Here is a 1,549-nt window from a genome sequence, read left to right as displayed (position 1 = left end):
GAGGAAGAAGAAAAACCGAAACCTAAAAGAAAATCCAAAAGTGAGGAGGACGCACCACAATGGGCAAAGACATTCATGTCGACGATACAGGAAGTAATAAAGCCGAAGGAACAGGAAGCGGGAGCGCAAAAAGTACCGGTTCCACCAAAACCGAAAGTGGAGGAAGAAGAGGAACTGGAAGTGGAGGAACTGGAGGACGAGGAAAAACCGAAGAAGAAAAGCTTCCTAAGTTGGTTGCTGTAGACGTTCCGGGGAAAGAAGAAGAAAAGGAAGAGATTGATACAAAGCTAGAAGAGAAGCGCAAAAAGGACAGGGAACGAAAAGCCCGTTCGCGCGCAAATGCAAAATCTTCCTCACGATCTAGAGGGAAAGCAAAAGCACCGTCAATGGAAATTTTGCAATTAAAACCAATTCTAATGACAGTGTCACAAATGGTGGCTACCCGTGAAGGGTTTGAAGTATGGGCTTTGAGCGAAATGGAAATTAACACGCTATGTGAACCGATAGAGAATATGCTAGCGAAAACCGCAGCACTCGAAAAAGTCGGGGAAAATAGTGATGCGATTGCACTTGCCATCGCATGTTTTACAATCTTTGTTCCGAAATTCTTGATGTGGAATGCCACACGAAAACAAAAGAAAGCGCAGGTGGTAACAAATTATGCTAAACCAATTCAATCTACCGGAAACGCCGGGGGAAACAAAACAGGAACGACTAGAACAAGTAGCGGATCAAGTGTTGGATCACCTTCCACTTCCAGTCAAACTTTTAGCGGGGAACTCAATCAACTCATTCCGCCAAGCGCTCCATTTTGAGGACTTTGACGAGCAGATCGACACGGGTCTCGAAAAGCTGAAAGAAGTGATCGACTATGTCCAATATGGTACTTATCCGAGCGAGTAGGTGCATTTACGCAATACCGATAAGTGATTGGCATAAGATCTGGAAACCTTGTTTTCCGTTTGTTGAAGAATGGTCCGTCACGATAGGTGAAAAGTATGTTGTTTTTGAGTACAAGGAACATTGTCACCGTATGGACGAACACTTTTTCAACGCCTTATTATCTCGTGTTCCGTATGTGTCACGAAAGCAAGCTCTTAAAAACGGAAAGGGTGTTTTGCGGACGGAAAGGAGTTATGACAAGAAAGGGGTGGAGAAACATGCAACCTATCCCGACTGATGAACATGTTTTTATCGCAGGTAAAACAGGTAGCGGGAAGTCATTTCTTGCTGAAGTGTATCTAGCTGGTTATGAACATGTTGTGATGTTAGATACAAAGGGACAATCTTTGGAACGAAGGAAAAAAGGTAAGGAACTTTGGTACGGGCTAAGAGAGGGAAAGGACTTTGTACTGGTCGAGACACTGGAAGAAGTAGCCGAAGCACGGACAAAGAAAATTATCTATTGTCCATCGCCTGAAGAACAAAGCGAGGAACACTATGACGCGCTTATGAAGTGGGTGTATGAGCGGGAAAATACCATTCTATGGATTGATGAATTGATGCAGGTTGCCCCGTCACCTACAAAGTATCCGTTCCATTTGCGCGC

The 1,549-nt window shown here is 44.3% G+C and carries 2 protein-coding genes and 1 pseudogene; all 3 read left to right on the top strand.

Going from position 1 to position 1,549, the window contains the following annotated elements:
• A pseudogene (locus MR107_RS29875) lies at nucleotides 1–243 on the top strand (hypothetical protein); the annotation flags it as partial.
• Nucleotides 231–815 (top strand): hypothetical protein, encoded by a 585-nt coding sequence (locus MR107_RS29870; RefSeq protein WP_242293141.1) that lies wholly within the window; start codon nucleotides 231–233, stop codon nucleotides 813–815. The pseudogene MR107_RS29875 and the gene MR107_RS29870, both read left to right, overlap by 13 nt.
• A 345-nt stretch (nucleotides 816–1,160) precedes the next feature.
• Nucleotides 1,161–1,549: ATP-binding protein (locus MR107_RS29865; protein WP_242293140.1), on the top strand; the 389-nt coding region annotated here is incomplete at its 3' end.

The sequence above is a fragment of the Bacillus cereus group sp. BfR-BA-01441 genome, from assembly GCF_022663075.1.
Classification (GTDB): Bacteria; Bacillota; Bacilli; order Bacillales; family Bacillaceae_G; genus Bacillus_A; species Bacillus_A cereus.
The sequence above is the reverse complement of the archived record's forward strand: the minus strand, read 5'-3'. Positions and strand labels throughout refer to the sequence as shown.